This window comes from Micromonospora sp. CPCC 205546, assembly GCF_036902715.1.
Lineage (GTDB): Bacteria > Actinomycetota > Actinomycetes > Mycobacteriales > Micromonosporaceae > Micromonospora.
Map to the genome: position 1 here is coordinate 39985 of NZ_JBAKHL010000005.1, position 17894 is coordinate 57878.

17 protein-coding genes and 2 pseudogenes are annotated in these 17894 nt (G+C 69.3%); 12 read left to right on the top strand and 7 right to left on the bottom strand.

Annotation, left to right across the window (positions count from 1 at the left end):
• Positions 1-250 precede the first annotated feature (250 nt).
• The 5 genes and pseudogenes from V6U77_RS30000 to V6U77_RS03980 all read right to left on the bottom strand — a co-directional run.
• Complete coding sequence (locus V6U77_RS30000) at positions 251-586, bottom strand: nucleotidyltransferase family protein (RefSeq protein WP_442934369.1); 336 nt, start codon at positions 584-586, stop codon at positions 251-253.
• Between the two features lie 455 nt (positions 587-1041).
• Positions 1042-1494 carry a SitI3 family protein gene (locus tag V6U77_RS03965; RefSeq protein ID WP_334604792.1) on the bottom strand — a complete coding sequence of 151 codons (453 nt, stop codon included), beginning with the start codon at positions 1492-1494 and terminating at the stop codon, positions 1042-1044.
• Positions 1495-1508: 14 nt separating this feature from the next.
• Complete coding sequence (locus V6U77_RS03970) at positions 1509-1931, bottom strand: hypothetical protein (protein ID WP_334604956.1); 423 nt, start codon at positions 1929-1931, stop codon at positions 1509-1511.
• Between the two features lie 170 nt (positions 1932-2101).
• The gene (locus V6U77_RS03975; RefSeq protein WP_334604793.1) at positions 2102-2629 is read right to left on the bottom strand and encodes a DUF6244 family protein; all 528 of its coding nucleotides are present in this window, start codon (positions 2627-2629) and stop codon (positions 2102-2104) included.
• Between the two features lie 1022 nt (positions 2630-3651).
• Positions 3652-4140 (bottom strand): annotated as a pseudogene (locus V6U77_RS03980) (transposase family protein); the annotation flags it as partial.
• 263 nt (positions 4141-4403) lie between these two features.
• Here V6U77_RS03980 and V6U77_RS03985 point away from each other — a divergent pair.
• The 4 genes from V6U77_RS03985 to V6U77_RS04000 all read left to right on the top strand — a co-directional run bounded on the left by V6U77_RS03985 (position 4404) and on the right by V6U77_RS04000 (position 7556).
• On the top strand, positions 4404-5201 hold the full coding sequence (locus V6U77_RS03985; protein ID WP_334604795.1) for a helix-turn-helix domain-containing protein: 798 nt from the start codon (positions 4404-4406) through the stop codon (positions 5199-5201).
• A gap of 72 nt (positions 5202-5273) precedes the next feature.
• The gene (locus V6U77_RS03990) at positions 5274-5840 is read left to right on the top strand and encodes a hypothetical protein (protein WP_089002229.1); all 567 of its coding nucleotides are present in this window, start codon (positions 5274-5276) and stop codon (positions 5838-5840) included.
• 2 nt (positions 5841-5842) lie between these two features.
• On the top strand, positions 5843-6514 hold the full coding sequence (locus V6U77_RS03995; protein ID WP_334604796.1) for a nucleotidyl transferase AbiEii/AbiGii toxin family protein: 672 nt from the start codon (positions 5843-5845) through the stop codon (positions 6512-6514).
• A gap of 430 nt (positions 6515-6944) precedes the next feature.
• Entirely contained in the window at positions 6945-7556 is a 612-nt protein-coding gene (locus V6U77_RS04000; protein WP_334604957.1) for a response regulator, read from the top strand.
• Positions 7557-7687: 131 nt separating this feature from the next.
• On the opposite strand, the gene V6U77_RS04005 is transcribed toward V6U77_RS04000, so the two are convergent.
• Both V6U77_RS04005 and V6U77_RS04010 read right to left on the bottom strand, forming a co-directional pair.
• Positions 7688-8338: a nucleoside/nucleotide kinase family protein gene (locus V6U77_RS04005; protein WP_334604797.1), complete on the bottom strand. Its 651-nt coding sequence runs from the start codon at positions 8336-8338 to the stop codon at positions 7688-7690.
• Positions 8319-9365, bottom strand: a complete 1047-nt coding sequence (locus V6U77_RS04010; RefSeq protein WP_334604958.1) for a LacI family DNA-binding transcriptional regulator — start codon at positions 9363-9365, stop codon at positions 8319-8321. The genes V6U77_RS04005 and V6U77_RS04010 overlap by 20 nt, the downstream gene beginning before the upstream one ends.
• A gap of 271 nt (positions 9366-9636) precedes the next feature.
• Between V6U77_RS04010 and V6U77_RS04015 the strand changes: the two genes are divergently transcribed.
• From V6U77_RS04015 to V6U77_RS04050, 8 genes and pseudogenes are all read left to right on the top strand, one after another.
• A complete protein-coding gene (locus V6U77_RS04015; protein ID WP_334604798.1) occupies positions 9637-10626 on the top strand; it encodes an ABC transporter substrate-binding protein in 990 nt (329 codons plus the stop codon).
• A gap of 38 nt (positions 10627-10664) precedes the next feature.
• Positions 10665-11693 carry an ABC transporter permease gene (locus V6U77_RS04020; protein ID WP_334604799.1) on the top strand — a complete coding sequence of 343 codons (1029 nt, stop codon included), beginning with the start codon at positions 10665-10667 and terminating at the stop codon, positions 11691-11693.
• 43 nt (positions 11694-11736) lie between these two features.
• Positions 11737-12459 (top strand): annotated as a pseudogene (locus V6U77_RS04025) (ATP-binding cassette domain-containing protein); the annotation flags it as partial.
• A complete protein-coding gene (locus V6U77_RS04030; protein ID WP_334604802.1) occupies positions 12456-13103 on the top strand; it encodes an orotidine 5'-phosphate decarboxylase / HUMPS family protein in 648 nt (215 codons plus the stop codon). The pseudogene V6U77_RS04025 and the gene V6U77_RS04030, both read left to right, overlap by 4 nt.
• Positions 13061-13612 (top strand): SIS domain-containing protein, encoded by a 552-nt coding sequence (locus tag V6U77_RS04035; protein WP_334604803.1) that lies wholly within the window; start codon positions 13061-13063, stop codon positions 13610-13612. The genes V6U77_RS04030 and V6U77_RS04035 overlap by 43 nt, the downstream gene beginning before the upstream one ends.
• On the top strand, positions 13609-14544 hold the full coding sequence (locus V6U77_RS04040) for a PfkB family carbohydrate kinase (RefSeq protein WP_334604804.1): 936 nt from the start codon (positions 13609-13611) through the stop codon (positions 14542-14544). The genes V6U77_RS04035 and V6U77_RS04040 overlap by 4 nt, the downstream gene beginning before the upstream one ends.
• Complete coding sequence (locus tag V6U77_RS04045) at positions 14541-16025, top strand: mannitol dehydrogenase family protein (RefSeq protein WP_334604805.1); 1485 nt, start codon at positions 14541-14543, stop codon at positions 16023-16025. Before V6U77_RS04040 ends, V6U77_RS04045 begins: the two co-directional genes overlap by 4 nt.
• Positions 16026-16399: 374 nt before the next feature.
• Positions 16400-17767, top strand: coding sequence for an aldehyde dehydrogenase family protein (locus tag V6U77_RS04050; protein ID WP_334604806.1), 1368 nt, complete (start codon positions 16400-16402; stop codon positions 17765-17767).
• The last annotated feature ends 127 nt before the right edge of the window (positions 17768-17894 follow it).

Sequence of the window (17894 nt, forward strand, 5' to 3'; positions counted from 1 at the left end):
CCGATGCTCTATCCCCTGAGCTACGAGGGCGCGAGGGCCTAGTCTAGCGACCCGGGCGTTCACCTGGGGTGGCAGGGAGTCGCCCACGTTCACCCGCGTCACCCGGACCCCCGTTCGCCCAGCCCAGGAGCACAGCCCGAGCACACGAACCCCGGGTTGCGACCAGCGGTCGCCGCAGTGACCCGCGTTGGCACCGGTTCACCCGGGTTGGCATCCGCTGGAGAGCACACACCGCGCACATCACGCAAGATCATGGGTGCCGCCCGATCCACCGACCGGGGAGTCGCCGGCCGACAGGAGCGCGCGTGAGCGGCGTCCCTCCACGGGCTTCGAGCGCTAGCTCATGTCTCGACGCCGACGCCGGGCCAGCGTTCGGCGAGGCGGTGTCGGGCGAGTCGTTGCCGGGACGTCTCCGGGGGCTGACCCTGGTCGGGTTGCGGCGCCACACCCCGTCGAGCAGGTCGTCGAGGCCGTGCGGCGCGCACACCGTGATCTGGTCGTGAGCATCGAGGCGTACAGCCGCGGCGGTGGTAGTTGTGGCCCCCTTGACGAACCAGCGAGGCCCGGCACGCCGCAGGACAGGCATTCCGATTCCTGAGCCCGTTGAAGGCCCTGATCGCGGACGCGAGCGGCAGGTCGGACATTCGGGCGGCCACGACGAGGTCGATGTTGCTGTAGGTCGGCGCTGCCTCGCCCGAGAGATCCCACGAGCCAAGTCGCGTGTCGGCGACAGTCGCGTCCACGAAATCGCCGCTGCTGTAGCGCGTCGAGGTGGCGGCGAGCCAGGCCGAACGGGCTTCGACCGCGGCTGTCAGCTGCGCAGCTTCCCTCCGCAGGAATGGCTGTGGAGCCTCAGCCGGTCCCGCTGGCTCATGCCGGATCGCTCCAGCTACCCATGGGCACGTGTTGGCGCTCAGGATGCTCACAACGATCTGGTGAAGTACTTGGGTGTCCTCAGCGAGATGGGTTGCTGCCGGAGTTTGGGTGAGAGCCGGCCGGTTCTTGCGGTCACAGCGGACTTTCCTGCGGTGTGGAACCGGCCTACCGCATGATCATTCCGCTAACGCGGTACGTGTCCCACCACGATGGCCGGTGTTCGTGTAGTTCTCCTGCGGCTCGCGTCAGCAGGAGCCAGTTGCCGTTGAGTACGAGTGCGGCGTCTTCCTGTCCGCTGTCGAGGACACGGGCGACGGCCGACACCATGTTGGGGACCACGTCCTCGGGTGGGTCGTTCTTGCGCAGATGGAAGACGACGTTTGCATACGTGTCGGGTTCCCACTCCCATTGGGTTCCGTCATCGTCTTCGGCATCGAAGTAGCCGTGCTTGCCGCCGGAGATGGTGATGGTGTAGCCGAGCTCTTCTGCGAGGTCGGCGGTGAGGAGCCGGGGGTAGCCGGGCAGTGTCGACTCCTCGACGCCGTGCGGGGCGACGAGGGGAGCGAGGTGCTCCAGCGGGATGTCGCCGGCCAGTGTCAGTCGGTACTCGATGCCCACGTCTGCCTGCTTTCTCAGTCTCGTCGGATGATCTGAATGATCGCACCGCTTCGGGTCACCGCTGCCAGTTCCTTGAGGTGCGGGATCGGCCAGTTGTCGAACTGCTTCTGTAGGGCGGTGATGTCGCCACGCCAGTCGTGCAGGTTCAACACCACCCGTTGGGTCTGCTGCCTGGCCACCTTCTCCGATACTTCCGTCCATACCCCGCGGACCGCTTTGCCGGGGGTGGGCGAGTAGCAGTCGAAGACGTGGCCCTCGATGAGGTAGTCCGGCTCCTTGTCGGGATTTCCCACGTCGCCGGTGCCCTGGCGCGCGTCGGCGATTTCCCGCCGCGTCGGGTTCTGGTGCACGCGGTAGCCGTCGTGGGCGAGAGTGTCGGCGCACTCGTTCTCCAACTCGAGCGAGCGCCGTACCGCGTCGTCCTGCTGCGGCGGGATCCTGGTCCGTGGTCCGGTCGGCGAGCCGCCGGGAACGCCGGTGGGCAGCCTGCTCCACGGGGTGGGGCCCGATCCAGGGAAGTCGGGGTCACCCGCGGTGGGTGCTGTCGTAGTCGGGCCGTCGGCAGCGTCGGAGGTAGGGCTGGCCGGCGTGGGACCGCCAGCCCCGGTCAGTTTCCCGACGACCCCAGCCGCCGGGCTTCGGCGGCCGCCGCCTCGATGACCTGTCGGGTGGAGCCGGTACGTTGAACGATCAGCACCACGACCTGCTTGGCGCCCTCCAGAGCCTGCAACAGGGGACCTGGCTCCCCACCGTGCAAGACGGCCGTGACGAGCTGCTGCGCCTCACCGACCTGACCGATCACACCTGTCCCCGCATCGCGGGCGCTGTCCAGAGCACTCCCCACCGGTGCCAGCCCGGCGATCGTCTCCTGCGGCGTGCCTTGACGAGGCACCGCCGCAGCAGCCTGCGCCGCCTCCCCGACCGACGTGGATAGACGGCCCAGACCAGCCTGGATCTCCGCGATCGCGTCGCGGACCCGGACCATTCCAACGGCCACCGCCGCGAAGCCAGCGCCCGCAGCACGAACACCGACCTCCTGCGCCTGGTTACCGGCCGCAGCAGTGAGGCCGCGGGCCCTGTCGGCGCCGGCTGTCAGGGCACCCAACTCAGCGTTGATCTCCTCGATGTTCGACACGTGGAACAGTCTCCAATCGGCGACGACGTGACTGGCTGCGGCATACATGCACAGTGTTGCGCTCCTGACCGATCTGCCGCGTCAGCGGGAGCAGATGTGCCAAGCATCGGAGGTGCGGTCGGCTGTCGAATCCATTTGCGTCGCGGTCAGGATGTATGAGCAGGATCGCGGTGGTGTGTTGATGGTCTCTCTGAGCCCGGCGGATGCGAGCCGCGTCCCGGGGCTGACTGTGGCCCTGTGGTGAGTTGGTTAGTCAGAGCTTCGTCGGTACTGCAGTCCTGGTGCGCGGTCGAGGTCGAGAATGAAGCCGTCGGGCGGCGGCCTGTTTTCGTCCGCCGAAGGGGTCGGGAGCGTGAGCGTATAGCCGTTCGCGGCGTACGGGTCTGCTGCACCGGCAGGTGACAGGTGTAGTCACGGGTTCCCCGACGCCATAGGTACAGCGAGCCCGCGCTGCGGGTCAGGCGTACGGTGCCGGGCACCTCGTCGCAGACGTAGGTTCCGAGGAGTGTGGTGTGGGGCGCTTCGGTATCGATGCTTTCCAGCAATGTGGCTTCGAGTGCGGAACGGCTGCGCAGGACGCGAGACAGAAGCTCACCGGGGTCGGCTGAGGCCGGGGGTGAGGTCGGCGAGGGCAGTGGCGATCACGTGGTCGGCGGTAATCCCGGCGTGGTTGGACAGGCAGATGACGCGGCGCCCTGAGGTGGTGAGGTGGGCGGCGGCGGAAAATCCCTGTTCGTGGCCGTAGTGGAAGACGGCGGTGCGTCCGGGGCGAGGATCGGCGTACAGTCCGGCGCCATACGTGTACGGTAGGTGGTCGCTGGGCCGGTAGCTCAGGTCCGGTTCGAACGGAAACGCGTCGTCGGCCGAATGGTGCCATTCGTGCCAGAGGTGGGCAAGCCAGCGGTCCAGATCTGGGGCGGTGCACCACAGGGAGCCGGGGCCGGGCAGGGTGACTGGGCATTGCCGGTGCTGCCATCCGCTGGCGACGGCCTGGTAGCTGGCGGCGGCACCGGACAAAAGCACTTCATGCGGGCCAGTACGTGTTCGACCTGCGCTCGGACGGTGCGGTGTTGCTTGTTCAGGTCGGCCTTCCAGTCGGGTAGTTCGCTGCCGTCGGCGGGTTTGCGGTACGGGATGATCACGTCGGGGTTGCCGCGGTAGGCGCCGTCGGCCATGACCGGCCGTCCGGCCAGCTTCTGGTCGATGCCGCTGGTGCGGTAGACGATGGTGTCGTTGCGGTTGCCGGGTTGCGGATCGCCGAGGGCGACGACGAGGCGGGTGTGGGCGTCGATGGCGACCTGCAGGTTCGTGCTGTAGCGGTAGTTCTTGCTCGGGGCGGCCAGGCGGTGGTCCCGGGTCGGGATGAGGGTGCCGTCGACGATGGTGATCTGGTCGACCCGCCGCCGGCGGCCCGGCGCCAGGGCGAGCAGGGGTCCGACGGTGTCGATGACCCGGTGCGCGGCGGAGTGCGACACCCCGAACAGCGGGCCGATCTGCCGCATGGTCAGGCTCAGTGGGAGTAGACGTAGAAGGACGCCGGACCTGGCCGGCACGGACCGCCGCCCGGACGCCGGCCCGCTTCAGCCACTCCTGCGCCCCAGGTACCTTGTGCGGTGCCAAAACTCGTCGCACAGTCCGTGAGCTGCTGTTTCGCGATAGTGACGCATGATGGCAGGCGTGTTGGTTCGGCTGCTGTACCTGGGTGCGGTGCGGGTGTTCGGCTGGTTGCCGCAGGCCACGCGGTAGCGAGTCTGCGCTGGTCGCCGAGTTGTTGGTGCTGCGCCATGAGGTGGCGGTATTGCGGCGTCAGGTCGGTCGGCCGCGGCTGTCGTGGCCGGAGCGGGCGGTGTTGTCCGCGCTGGTCCGGGCGCTGCCGCGGGAGTTGTGGAAACATCGGATCGTCACCCCGGCCACCCTGCTGGCCTGGCATCGCCGCCTGGTTCGCCGGCATTGGACGCACCCGAACCGTCCCGGACGCCCGCCGATCAGCGACGACCTGCGGGACCTGGTCCTGCGGCTGGCCAGGGAGAATCCCGGCTGGGGGCACCGGCGCATCCAAGGTGAGCTCGTCGGGCTCGGCTATCGGGTCGGCGCCGGCACCATCCGTCGCATCCTCGTCGGCTCGAGGGCCGGTCCCGCCCCGCGCGAGATCGACACCAGTTGGCGAACGTTCCTGCGCGCTCAGGCAGCCGGGCTGCTGGCGACCGACTTCTTCCACATCGATACCGTCACGTTGCGGCGACTGTACGTGCTTTTCGTCATGGAGATCACGACCCGACGGGTACACATCCTCGGCGTCACCGAACACCCGACCGCTGCCTGGACCACCCAGCAGGCCCGCAACCAGGTGCTGGACCTCGGCGAGCGCATGACAGGGTTCCGGCTCCTGATCCGCGACCGCGACGCCAAGTTCACCGCGTCGTTCGACGCCGTGTTCGCCGCCGCGAGCATCGATGTGGTGAAGACACATGTGTGGGTGTGGGCGGCGGTCGCTCCGGTCTGTTCAGGTATCGAGGCCTGCGAGGTTGAGGCGCTCGAGCAGGCTGGGCTTGCGGGCGTGCACCGCCCGTAGCCCTACCCGCCGGTTGCGAGGATGTGGTAAAGAAGCCAAGCGTGCTGGGCCTAGCGTAGTAGGCTGACGGGCATGGGTCGGTTCTCCGAGGATGAGCTGCATGCGGTTGTCTCCAGGTACGAGGCGACGCGGGCGGAGGCGTTGACCGAGCGGGACGAGCAGCTGCGGGCGTTTCATGCGGCCGGCTGGCGGCCGGTGGACCTGCAGCGGGTCACCGGATACAGCCGGGAGACGATCCGTCAGGCGCTACGACCGGAAGTCCGGCGGGCGACCAACCTCAGCCGACGCAGGACTTCACCCCAGCCGCCGGCGGACTACCGGCCCTACGGTGACCGGAGGCCCTACGTAGTGGCCGAAACCCTTGCCGAACTGCACGGCCCGACCGAAGGCACGGTGACGCTTCCCCGTCATCTCGACTGGTCCGGGCACGCCGAGTACGACCTGAACCGGACCGCACGCATGGCCAGCATGTACAAGGTGGTGCTCACCGAAGCCAGTACGGTCGAGGACCTGAACACCTGGCTCGACGCCGACCTCCTCCGGCGGCTCTGGCCCACCCTCTGGCTGCCACCCCAGCTCCGCCAACGCTGGGAGGAAGCCTTTCCCGAACTCGCCGCAACCCGCAGCAACGCGGCATAGCGGTGGACCCCTTCCACGAACGCCTCGCCCGTACCGGGCTCGGGGCCGCCGATCGATACGGCTTCGCTCTGGCCGGCGGTTACGCGGTCCAGGCCGCCGGGCTTGTCGAGCGGCCCAGCGAGGACGTCGACCTGTTCACCGCCTGGGACCGCCGCAAGGAGTTCACCGCCGCGGTCACCGCCGTCGTGCACGCCTACCGAGACGACGGCCTGACCGTCGAGACCGAGCGGCAGTACGACACATTCGCCCGGCTGGCTGTCACCGACGGCGTGCGGATTTCCAAGGTCGAACTCGGCGTGGACTGGCGCGCCAACGAACCGATCCTCATGGCGATCGGACCGGTACTCCACCCTGACGACGCGGTCGCGAACAAGATGAGCGCACTCTACGGGCGAGCCTTCGCTCGTGACTTCATCGACATCGACGCCACGCTCCGATCCGGCCGCTACACCCGCGAAGCCCTCCTCGCCCTCGCGCAGAGCGCCGACCGTGGTTTCGACCGGCGCGTCTTCGCCGACGCTCTCGGACAAGCCGCCCTGCTCGATCCTGACGACTTCGCCCAGTACGGCGTCGCCGGCCGAGGGCTGGACGATCTCCGTAGCCGATTCGCCGAATGGCGCCGTGAACTGCTCGGCGAGGAGGAACCCGCTCGACCTGACGGCTCCGTCAGCTGACCTCCCGGCGCTCAGTTGCCGCCCGGACGGCGTCCTGCGCTCGTGGTCTACCGATGCATGCACCAAGAAGTCCGCCGCAGCCAAGGATGGCTCCACTCTCAGCTCGCGGCAGCGACAAGCCTGCACTCGCAGGACCCATAACGCTCCAGCTGATCTTCGGCAAACGATCGCAGCAAGGCCGCTAAGCGACCGGCACGCACAGGTCGAAAACGAAAAGCCGCAGGTCATTAGCCTGCGGACACAAACGGAGCGTCGGGTTAGGAAACCGATGCTCTATCCCCTGAGCTACGAGGGCGCGAGGGCCTAGTCTAGCGACCTGCGGGTTCACCTGGGGTGGCAGGGAGTGGCCCCCGTTCACCCACGTTCCCCGGACCGCCGTTCTCCCAGCCCAGGACCACACCCGGAGCACACGAACCCCGGTTTGCGACCGGTGGTCGGCTGCGGTGCCGCCGACGAGGCCTTTGTTGTCGAGCCAGGTGGTGGGTGGTGCGCCGCGGTCTTCGCCGAAGGGGATGTCCTGCTGGTCGACGACCAGCCGCTGATCCGCAGTGGGTTCCGCGCGCTGCTCGATGCCGAGGACGACATCGTGGTGGTGGCCGAGGCCGCCGACGGTCGTGACGGGGTGATGCTTGCCCAGCGGCACCTGCCCGATGTCGCGCTCATCGACATCCAGATGCCCGTCGTCGACGGCATCGAGGCGACCCGACGCATCGCCGCCGACCCGGCCCTGGCAGGGGTGCACGTGGTCATCCTGACCAACTACGGCCTGGACGAGTACGTCTTCAACGCCCTGCGAGCCGGCGCGGCTGGGTTTCTCGTCAAGGACATCCAGCCGGAGGACTTCCTGCACTCCGTCCGCGTCGCCGCACGCGGCGACGCGCTGCTCGCACCAGCGATCACCCGCAAGCTCATCGCCCGGTATGTCGCTCAGCCACCGCCGCGGTCCGACACCGGCGCGCTGGCGCAGCTGACCGCCCGCGAACGCGAGGCCGTCGCCCTGGTCGCAAGGGCCTGTCCAACGGCGAGATCGCCGAACGGGTGAACCACGGCGGTTCATCGTCGGCGCGGCGGCGGGTGCCTGAGCACCGAGGCGCTGGCCCAGCCGCTGCAGACCGCCCCCGAGCAAGCAAAAGCCGGTCCGTGGGCGGCTGGGCCCTGCAGGATGACGCCTCGTCAGGCGGCGGCCGGCGCGAGGCGGAGCAGCAGGTCGGCGTACCGGCTCGATTCGGCAATGGTGGCCGCGTTGGCCTGATCGCTGCCCTCGGCCCAGGCTCGGGCCGCGTCGGGGGCCTTTCCGAAGGCGACGTGGCGGGCGATGAGCCGTTCGAGGCGCACCGTCTCGTCCACCTCCAGGTACCAGGTGCTGTCGAGAAGGTCGCGGATGAGCTTCCAAGGCTGCGTGTCGAGCAGCAGGTAGTTGCCCTCGGTGACCACGATCGGTGTCGCGCGGGGCACCGGAATGCTCGAACCGATCGGCTCCTCGATGTCGCGCCGGAACGCCGGAGCGTAGACGATCTCGTCGACCTGTTCCCGCAGCCGGCGGAGGAGGGCAACGTAGCCGTCCGCGTCGAAGGTGTCCGGAGCGCCCTTGCGGTCCCGGCGTCCCAGCGATTCGAGGACCTCGTTGCTCAGATGGAAGCCGTCCATCGGGACCAGGACGGCGTCCGAACCGAGCTGATGTACGAGGGCCTCCGCCACGGTGCTCTTGCCGGCACCGGGCGGTCCGACGATCCCGATGAGCGTCCGGTCGGATCCCACCGACAACGCCCGGGCGCGGTCGGCGAGTCCGGCGAGCGTGAGCGCCTCAGCGGGTGGCCTGGACATTGTTTGCTTTCCCGTGTTCCTGGTACTTCTCGCGTCCGCAGCCGCACGAGTCTCGGTGCCGGAAGGCGGCCGGCACCACCACGGACTGCGGCGGGCGGTCCGGTTGCCGGATCCGGGCGAGCAGAAGCTCGACGGCGCTCGACGCAAGCGTGGCGGCGTCCTGCGCCATCGCCGAGATCTGGGGATCGAACAGGTCGGCCCACTCGAAGTCGTCGTAGCAGATCACGGCGATGTCCCGGGGCACCTTCAGTCCGGCACGGCGGATGGCTCGCATCGCCCCGAGGGTCATCTGGTTGTTCGAGATGACCAGGGCGGTGGCGGGTTCGTCCGAGGCGAGATGTTCGACGAGACGCTGCTCCGCGACGCGTTCGTCGGACTCACCGGCGATGACGAGGCCCTGATCGGTCGCCAGCCCCAGCTCCGCTACGGCCTTGCGGTACCCGGTGAGCCGGTCCTGGGCGGACATCTCCCTCATGGCGCCGCTGACGTAGCCGATCCGGTGATGTCCCTGGGTCGCCAGGTGGGCCGTGAGGTGGTGGATCGAGTCCACGCACTCGGAGTACACCTGATCGCCCGGCAGGGTCGACCGGCGGTCGAGGAAGATGGTCGGCAACTCGTCGTCAAGCAGCTTCCGCAGGCACTGGGTAAGTTCCTCGTTGCCTTCGAGTGGATTCACGATGAGCCCGCTCACCCGCCGCGCCAGCAGGTGGTTGATCACGTCCAACTCGACCTCGGGGTCGTCGTTGGTGTCGGCCAGGATCAGCGTGTACCCTGCCCGGCGCAGGTGCCGCTCGATGTCCCGGATGAGCGCGGCGAAGTACGGGTTGGTGACCACGGACATCGCCAGCCCGATGGTGTCTGTCGACTGGGTGGCCAGGGCTCGGGCCGCGAGATTGTGCCGGTACCCGGTCGACTCCAGCGCCTTGCGGACGAGTTCCTCGGTTTCCGGGGCGACCTTGCGGGTCTTGTTGAGCACGTGCGACACGGTCGTCGTCGATACCCCGGCGATCCGTGCCACCTCTGCCATCGTTGCCACTCGCGCTCTGCCTCTTTCCCGTGCGGCCACCTGTCCTGCGGTTGCCGGCTTACTGCGAGGAGCCTCAATCTAGCCAAGCGCAAGCCCTTGCGCAAGCGGTTGCGCGTGGATAGAGTTCCGCCATCATCTCGGCGCGCAAGCGGTTGCGCAGAAGAGAAGTGCTGGTGGGGGCTATCCGACGGCGCAGTACGGCCCACCTGGACATGGGGGGGGCCGAACGCCCTGCGGTCGGCCAGATCAACCCGACAAAGGAGCACGTGGCATGAAGAGAACCCTCCGGACAGTTATCGGCGTAACCATGGCCGGCGCCCTCGCCTTCTCGATGGCCGCCTGCGGCGACGACTCGACCGCGAACGGCGGTGACGACGGGAAGCAGCTGACCATCGGGTTCGTCCCGGGCATCGCCTCCGACCCGTTCTTCAAGGCGATGCAGATCGGTGCTGAGGCGAAGGCCAAGGAGCTGGGCATCAAGCTGCTGCGGCAGGGAGCGCCGGGCGAGTACTCACCCCAGTCGCAGATCCCGTTCGTCGACTCGATGCTCACCCAGCGGGTGGACGGGCTCGTCCTCGTCCCCACCGATCCGGACGCGCTCCAGCCCAGCGTCACCAAGGCGCAGTCGGCCAAGATCCCGGTCGTGACCGTCGACACCACGGTCACCGACCAGAGTTACCTCACCTCGGCTATCACCGGCGACAACGTTGAGGGTGGCCGGCAGGCGGCCAAGACCCTGGCCGAGCAGATCGGCAAGTCCGGTGAGGTCTTCCTGATGTCTGGCTCGCCGACGGCGACCACCAACCAGCTGCGGGAGAAGGGCTTCACCGAGGAGTTGAAGAACTACCCGGACATCACGCTCGTCGGCAAGGAGTACGCCAACAGCCAGCCGGCCAGGGCGACCTCCGCCGTCAACACGATCCTGCTGAAGCACCCGAACCTCAAGGGCATCTTCGCCGTGGACGGAACGTCCGGCACCGGTACCGTCGCCGCACTGCGCAACGCGGGCAAGTCCGGCCAGGTCAAGCTCATCGGCTACGACGCCTACGAGAACCAGGTGGCCGACCTGAAGGCCGGTGTCTTCAGCGCCCTCGTTGCTCAGAAGCCCGGCGATCAGGCCGCACTCGCGCTGCAGAACCTGGTGGACACGATTCGTAACCAGAACGTCGACAAGATCGAGAAGGACGTCGTGATGTCGAACGTGGTGATGTCCAGGGACAACCTGGCCGAGACCGAGCAGTACCAGTACCCGGCCAAGTAATCGGTAACAGCGGCGAATCGTCACGAGGAGGGATTGCCATGACGGCCGACACGATGCAGCAGGACGCGACTGAGACCCGAGGCGCGCGCCTGAAAGCGGTACTACTGCGGCAGGACGTGATCCTGCTCGGCGTGCTGGTCGTCATGGTGGTCTTCTTCACGACGATGAACCCGCTCTTCTTCACCCGGTTCGCCTTCGCCAACATCCTGCAGGACTGGGCGCCTGTCATGTTGCTGGCTATGGGGCAGACGTACGTCATCATCACCGGCGGCATCGACTTGTCGGTGGGGTCGACGCTCGGGCTGAGCGGCGTCGCCGCCGCCATGACGATGAGATCCCTGAACGAGGGCGGTACCGCCACCGGCGCGACGATCGCTGTCGGCGTAGTGGTGGCCCTGGCCACCGGTCTCGCGGTCGGCCTGGTCAACGGACTGCTCATCACCCGGGCCAAGCTGGCACCGTTCATCGCCACGCTGGCGACCATGGGCGCCGGGGCCGGCCTGACCCTGGTGCTCACCGGTGGGGTCCAGATCGCCGGCGGCCCGGTCGAGGTGATCCGGCTCGGCAACACGCAGTACCTGAACCTGCTGACCATCCCACTGATCATCGTCTTCGCCGTCCTGGCGGTCACCTGGCTGGTGCTCAGCTTCACCCGGTTCGGTCGCTGGACGTACGCGGTGGGCTCCAACGGCTTCGCCGCCCGGGGCGCCGGGATCGGCGTCGACCGGCACCTGCTGAAGGTCTACATGCTGGCCGGGCTGATGGCCGGCCTGGCCGGTCTGTTCGTCTACTTCCGGCTCGGTTCGGGCTCGCCCACCTCCGGGCAGGGCCAGGAGCTGGCCGCGATCGCGGCGGCCGTGATCGGTGGCACCAGCCTGGTCGGCGGCAGCGGCCGGATGTCCGGCACCGTGCTCGGCGCGCTCATCACGACCGCGGTGCTGAGCGGCCTGATCCTGATCGGCGTCGCGCCGAACTGGCAGCAGGTGGTCATCGGCCTCCTGATCGCCGTGGCGGTCGGAGTCCAGCAGATCAACGTTCGTACCAGGAAGGGAGCAGGCCGTGGCTGACGCGCCCATCTACGAGGCCCGCGGGGTCACCAAGTCCTACGGCAGCGTGCAAGCGTTGACCGACGTCGACCTCTCCATCCGGGCCGGTGAGATCGTCGGACTGGTCGGCGACAACGGGGCCGGCAAGTCGACCCTGGTGAAGGTGCTCTCCGGCGCCCACCAGCCGGACTCCGGAAGCGTCTACCTCGACGGCGTGGCGCGGGCGTGGAAGTCGCCGCACGAGGCGCTTGAAGCGGGCATCGAGACGTTGTACCAGGACTCCGGCCTCTGCCCCGACCTGACGGTCAGCGGCAACGTGTTCCTCGGTCGGGAGAAGCTGCGACCGGGACTGCTCGGCAAGCTCGGGTTTCTCGACAACAAGGCCATGGCCCGCGTCGCGCACGAGGAACTGGAACGGGCCGGAATCGGCCTGACCGGGGTACGCCGGAACGTGAACCAGCTCTCCGGTGGGCAGCGGCAGGCCGTGGCCATCGGCCGCGCCGTCGCCTGGGCCCGCAAGGTGATCGTCCTGGACGAGCCGACCAACCACCTCGGCGCGCGACAGTCGGGCGAGGTGCTGAAGGTGGTCGCGGGGGCGCGGGAACGTGGCCTGGGCGTCGTCTTCATCTCCCACACGCTCCCGCACGTGCTCCAGGTCACCGACCGGATCGTCGTGCTGCGGCTCGGCCGGGTGGTGGCCGACGAGCCGACATCCTCATTCACCCCGGACTCGCTGCTGAAGGTGATCACCGGCCTGCAAGCCACCGGGACGGGGCCCAAGACATGACCGTAAGACTGCAACTCGCCATCGACGCACCGGAGCACCTCGCACTCATCCCGCGCGTCGGTCAATATTTCGACGTCATCGAGGTCGGCACGCCCGTGCTCAAGCGCTTCGGGCTCGCCGCCATCAGCACCGTACGGGAACTCGGTGGCGGCAAACCGGTGCTCGCCGACACCAAGACGGCGGACGGCGGGGCGTTCGAGGCCGAGATGATCTTCGCCGCCGGGGCCGCCATGATGACGGTGCTCGCGCACGCCTCGCTCGCCACCCGCCGAAACGCCGACGAGGTCGCCCAGCGGTACGGGGGCGAGGTGGTGCTGGACACCATCCTCGACGGCGACCTGGACGTCGAACCGTTGCTGGACGGTCGCCCGCCGCAGGACGTCTGGCTGGCCCTGCACGCCCCGTCGGACGCCAGGCGGGCCGGCGTCGGGACCGAGGACCACATCGACCGGGTGGCCCAGCGGCGGCAGCGCGGATTCCGGGTCTCCCTGGCCGGCGGGATCCGACGCGCCAACCTGGCCCGCGCCCTCGAGGTGGCCCCCGAGATCGTGGTGATCGGCTCCGGCGTCACCGAGGCCACCGACCCGGAAGGAGAAGCGGCATGGATCAGGACCCAGGTCGACGCGTCGACTCCTGGCATCTGAGCGGCACCGAACTGAGGTCGGTCCTCTCCGGGCTGCCGGCCGACGAGTACGACCGGTTCGTCGCCGGCTTCGACCAGGTGACGAGCGGTCGGCTGTTCCTCTCCGGGCAGGGCCGATCCGGGCTCGCCGCGCAGATGGCGGCGATGCGTTTCATGCACCTCGGTCTGGCGGCGCACTTCGTCGGTGAGGCCACCGCACCGTCGGTGCGCTCCGGCGACACGTTGGTGATCGTGTCGGGCAGCGGGCGTACACCGGTCAGCGTCGGCTTCGCGCGGATCGCCACGTCGCAGGGCGCGCGGGTACTGCTCGTCACCCACCAGCGGGAGAGCCCGCTGCGGGACCTGGCGGACTCCTCGATCGTGCTCCCCGCGGCCACCAGCCAGCAGTTCGGCGGGACGCTCTTCGAGCAGTCGGCGCTGATCCTGCTCGACTCCGTCGTGCTGGAGCTGATGCGAACGCTGCCCGACCCGGACGCCACGATGAGCTACAACCACACCAACCTGCAATGACGGCGCCAGTAGGGCCCGGGTCGCCGGCCCCCGGCGTGGTCGTGGTGAGCGACGCGTTGGTCGACATCATCGAGTACGAGGACGGGACCCGCACCCGTCATCCGGGCGGTGCCGGGCTCAACCTCGCCGTCGGCGTACGGCGGCTCGGGACGGCGGCGGTGCTGGCGGCGCCGGTCTCCGCCGATCACCTCGGCGGGTGGCTACGGAACGCGATCGCCGACGCGGGCGTCACCCTGGTACCGCTCGCCTGCTCGCTGCCGACCGGGACGGCGATCTCCCGACGGGTGGCCGGCGAGCCGGTCTACGAGTTCTCCGCCGCGATCCACGAACGGCGCTACTCGTACACCCCGGGGGACGTCGCGGCCATCGCCGCCGGCTCCATCGTGGTGGTCAACTCGTTCCCGATGCACGACCCCGACCAGGTGGCGGCGCTCGTCGAGGTCGTCCGCCGAGCCGGACGGACCTTCGTGGTCGACCCCAACGTGCGGCCCTCACTGGTCCGGGACGTGCCGGCGTACCGGTCGGGATTCCGCCAGCTCGCCGACGTCGCCGACGTGGTCAAACTGAGCTTGCAGGACATCGCCGGCCTGGACGTCGGTGATCCTTCGGAGTTCGTGGCCGACCTGCTGCGCTCGGGCGTGCGGGCGGTCGTGTTGACCAGGGCCGCCGATGGAGTGTCCGTGCACACCGCTGACGGTGTGGTCGCGACCGCGCCGGTGCCGGTACGGCCCGGGCCGATCGTCGACACGATGGGCGCGGGAGACGCGACGCTCGCCCGACTGGTCTGCGGATTCGCCGAGTACGGGATCGACCTGGACACATCCCAGTGGAGCGACCTGGCCCGCGAGGCGATGGACCTCGCGGCCGACGTCTGCCGGATCTCCGGCGGAAACCTGGCCGCCCTGCGGCTCACAGAACGGGAAGAGCGATGAAGCAACTGAGCAACGCCACCCTCGCCGCGCTGCCCGCCGAGGTGGACGCGCCCCGGTACGACCGGACGGCGCTGCGCGGCGGGATAGTGCACTTCGGTGTGGGGCACTTCCACCGCTCGCACCAGGCGATGTACCTGGACCAGCTGATGCGCCGCGGGCAGGCCACGGACTGGGCGATCCACGGCGTGGGCGTCCGGCCCGCCGACGAAGGTGGCCGGGACCGGCTCGCCGCCCAGGACCATCTCTACACGCTGACGGTGAAGGAACCCGACGGCAACCGGCGCAACCGCGTGATCGGCTCGCTCCTCGACGTCCGGTACGCCCCGGAGGACCCGGCCGGCGTCGCGCAGCGGATCGCCGACCCGGCAACCCGCGTGGTGTCGCTGACCATCACCGAGGGCGGTTACGGCATCGACCAGGTGACCGGCGAGTTCACCGGGGAATCCGCGGAGATCCAATCGGATCTGCGCGCCGAGGTGCCGAACGCGACGCCCTTCGGGTTGGTGCTCCAGGCGATGCGCCTGCGGCGCGACCGCGGTGTGGGCGGACTGACCATCATGTCCTGCGACAACATCCAGGAGAACGGTGCCGTGTCCCGCACCGCGTTCCTCGGCTTCGCCCGGATGAAGGACCCCGAGCTGGCCCGCTGGATGGAGCAGGAGCTCTCCTTCCCGAACTCGATGGTCGACCGGGTGACGCCGGCGACCCTGGACGTCGACCGCGCCTACCTGGAGCGGACCTACGGCTACCGGGACCGGTGGCCGGTCACCTGTGAGCCGTTCCACCAGTGGGTGCTGGAGGACACGTTCGTCGCCGGCCGTCCTCCACTGGAGGACGTCGGCGTGGACATCGTGGCGGACGTCGAACCCTACGAACTGATGAAGCTGCGGCTGGCCAACGGCACCCACCAGGCGTTGTGCTACTTCGGTTTCCTGCTCGGGCACCAGTATGTGCACGAGGCCATCACGGATCCGGACGTCCGAGCGATGCTGCTGCGGTACATCGACGAGGAGGCGGCGCCGACGCTCACGCCCATCGCCGGGGTCGACTTCCGGGCCTACGGCCGCACCGTGATCGAGCGCTTCTCGAACCCGGAGATGAGCGACCCGCTGACCCGCATCTGCGCCGACACCTCGGACCGCATCCCGAAGTTCCTGCTGCCCGTGGTCACGGCGCAGCTGAACAGCGGCGGACCGGTGGGCATCTGCGCCGCGGTCGTGGCGGCCTGGGCCCGGTACGCCGAGGGCGTCGACGAGCAGGGCCGGCCCATCGAGGTGGTGGATCCGCGCCGGGACCGTCTCATGGCGGCGGCACGCCACAACGGGGACAACCCGACCGTGTTCATCGAGGAGCGGTCGCTGTTCGGCACCCTCGCGCAGTCCGCCCGGTTCGTCGAGGCCTACACCGAGGCCCTGCGGCTGATCCGTGCCGACGGCGTCCGGGCCGCCCTCGGGCAGATCGTGGCGGCACCCTCGTCCTGAGCGTGGCCTCCCGGATCCGCACCGGCACCGCCATACGGTTTCAGGTCTCCAAGCCGTCGCGGGCCGGTCGGCGGCGAGCTGACCTCAGTCACCCGCGGGCCCGGAGCCAACTGGCTCCGGGCCCGGTTTCTGTCACGCTCAGGGGCTGGTGCAGGTGACGTTGCTGGGTGGGGTGGCGCCGTTGCCAGTGGCGGTGGCGGTGAACGTGGTCGAGGCGTTCGGGCGTCTCAGGGGTCACTTTCAAGCGACCGGCGACCCCACCCGGCAGCGGACAGCAGGCAGCGGGCGGTGCCAGCGGCCTTCCAGTCGTCGTCGAGCGACTGTAAAGTGCCAGCCTGTTGTCCGTTTGGATCTGGCACAGAGAGCGGGGCCCCATGACAGTCACCTCGTCGGCCGCAGTCGACGTCAGCCTGGTCGATCCCCGCACGGGGCGCGTGCGCGGCACCCTCACCGCGGCCCCCGCGGCGGACATCGCGCAGCAGGTGCAGACGGCTCGGGCGGCGCAGCGCGACTGGGGTGCGCGTACGCCGGCGGATCGTGCGGCGCGCCTGTTCGCGCTCGCGGCTCTCATCGAGTCGGACGTCGAACGGTTCGTCGCGGCCGAGATCGCCGGCACCGGCAAGCCGGTGGCGGAGGCGACCGGTGAGGTGCGTACGGCGGCGGACGTGATCCGGTTCTACGCCGGGGCGGCTCGGGCGGGGATCGCGCCGGCGTCCGGGCGTCTGCTCCCGGAGCGCGAGAGCTGGGTGCGTTGGGAGCCGATGGGCGTGGTCGCCTGCATCGTGCCGTGGAACTATCCGCTGTTGATGGCGGCGTGGCGGATCGCGCCGGCGTTGGCCGCCGGCAACGCGGTCTTGCTGAAGCCCGCGGAGACGACGCCGGACAGTGCCGTGCTGCTGCAGGAGTCGGCCGAGGCGATCCTTGGCCCCGGTGTGCTCACGGTGGTCCCCGGCGATCGCGCGACCGGTCGGGCGTTGGTCGCCAGCGAGGTCGACATGATCGCCTTCACCGGCAGCGCCGCGGCCGGGCTGGAGGTGGCCACCTCCGCCGGTTTGCGCCGCACCAGCCTCGAACTCGGCGGCAACTGTCCCGTGCTGGTGCTGCCGGGGGCACCCGACTACTCGTACGACGCGATCGTGGACGCGTGCGTGTACAACGCCGGGCAGAGCTGCGCCGCGCCCGCCCGGGTGATCGCCCTCTCCGAACACTACGACGCGGTCGTGCAGGGGTTGGCGACGGCCATGAGCAAGCGGCGCGCGGGGGTCGACTTCGGCCCTCTCAACAACGCCGACCAGGCCGCCCGCTACGACCGCATCGTCGACGAGTCGAAGGGTGAAGCCGTCGTCGTGGCCCCGACGCAGATCGCGGCGCACGAGACCGACGGCTTCTGGCGCCCCGGCCGGATCATCGCCACGCACGCCCAGGACGACACGGCCGTGGCCCAGGAGGTGTTCGGACCCTGCCTGACGGTGCAGCCGGCCGACGACCTCGACCACGCCGTCCGGCTGGCCAACTCCACCCCCCACGCGCTGGCCGCGAGCGTCTGGGGTCGCGACGCCGGCCGGCTGCTACGCGTCGCGGGCGCCATCAACGCCGGCGAGGTCTGGGTCAACTGCCACCTGGAGCAGACGGCCGAACTCCCACACGGTGGACGCGGCGGCTCCGGACACGGCACCGACCTGAGCACCATCGCCCTGGCCGAATACCAACGACCCAAGACCGTCACCGTCCGCCTGGACTGACCCGTCCGGCACCGGTCGGCTCCTGTCGTCACGACGGCGATCGGCCGCGCCCCGGACCGGCGCGACCGGGGTCCGGCACCCGTACGACCCGACGGGCCACCGGGGGCGCCGCGCGCTCCCGGTGGCC

What these genes read in the sequence shown, in the direction of transcription:
- V6U77_RS04045 (WP_334604805.1), top strand. Translation starts at nt 14,541, where the DNA reads ATGAAGCAACTGAGCAACGCCACCCTCGCCGCGCTGCCCGCCGAGGTG.
- V6U77_RS04035 (WP_334604803.1), top strand. Translation starts at nt 13,061, where the DNA reads ATGGATCAGGACCCAGGTCGACGCGTCGACTCCTGGCATCTGAGCGGC.
- V6U77_RS03990 (WP_089002229.1), top strand. Translation starts at nt 5,274, where the DNA reads ATGGGTCGGTTCTCCGAGGATGAGCTGCATGCGGTTGTCTCCAGGTAC.
- V6U77_RS30000 (WP_442934369.1), bottom strand. Translation starts at nt 586, where the DNA reads ATGCCTGTCCTGCGGCGTGCCGGGCCTCGCTGGTTCGTCAAGGGGGCC.
- V6U77_RS04040 (WP_334604804.1), top strand. Translation starts at nt 13,609, where the DNA reads ATGACGGCGCCAGTAGGGCCCGGGTCGCCGGCCCCCGGCGTGGTCGTG.
- V6U77_RS04050 (WP_334604806.1), top strand. Translation starts at nt 16,400, where the DNA reads ATGACAGTCACCTCGTCGGCCGCAGTCGACGTCAGCCTGGTCGATCCC.
- V6U77_RS04015 (WP_334604798.1), top strand. Translation starts at nt 9,637, where the DNA reads ATGAAGAGAACCCTCCGGACAGTTATCGGCGTAACCATGGCCGGCGCC.
- V6U77_RS04030 (WP_334604802.1), top strand. Translation starts at nt 12,456, where the DNA reads ATGACCGTAAGACTGCAACTCGCCATCGACGCACCGGAGCACCTCGCA.
- V6U77_RS04005 (WP_334604797.1), bottom strand. Translation starts at nt 8,338, where the DNA reads ATGTCCAGGCCACCCGCTGAGGCGCTCACGCTCGCCGGACTCGCCGAC.
- V6U77_RS04010 (WP_334604958.1), bottom strand. Translation starts at nt 9,365, where the DNA reads ATGGCAGAGGTGGCACGGATCGCCGGGGTATCGACGACGACCGTGTCG.
- V6U77_RS04020 (WP_334604799.1), top strand. Translation starts at nt 10,665, where the DNA reads ATGACGGCCGACACGATGCAGCAGGACGCGACTGAGACCCGAGGCGCG.